The sequence below is a fragment of the Photorhabdus heterorhabditis genome, assembly GCF_018448905.1.
In the GTDB taxonomy this organism is placed as follows: domain Bacteria; phylum Pseudomonadota; class Gammaproteobacteria; order Enterobacterales; family Enterobacteriaceae; genus Photorhabdus; species Photorhabdus heterorhabditis.
In genome coordinates this window covers 1-312 of sequence record NZ_RCWA01000199.1, presented here as the reverse complement: position 1 = coordinate 312, position 312 = coordinate 1, and the positions used below count along the sequence as shown (strand labels likewise).

The following is a 312-nucleotide window of genomic DNA, read 5'->3' as shown; positions in this document are numbered from 1 at the left end:
ATCCTGCCAAAGAGAAACACAACCATCTGGAACAGGTTGAGTTCCGCTACGAAAAAATCACCTGGACGTACAAAGACGGCAACATCATTCACTCGGATGCGTGGAATGAGCGCAGTCAGGCGTAATAGCTGACAGGCAGCCATACCTCGGTATGGCTGTCATAACGACGCGAATGAAGCGCTGCCGGGTCGTCTTAACCCGGAAAACCTGAAATAAAGAGTGTGCAATACAGGAGATTTTATTGTGATTAACCCGGGCTGTAGTTTTTGTACCCGTAAGGGGCTGCCTGTTTTACTTGTTCGTCCTGCCATC

Annotated in this window: 1 pseudogene; it reads left to right on the top strand. The window is 49.0% G+C overall.

Annotation, left to right across the window (positions count from 1 at the left end):
• Window positions 1-125 (top strand): annotated as a pseudogene (locus tag EAE89_RS23285) (type VI secretion system tube protein Hcp); the annotation flags it as partial.
• Window positions 126-312: the final 187 nt, after the last annotated feature.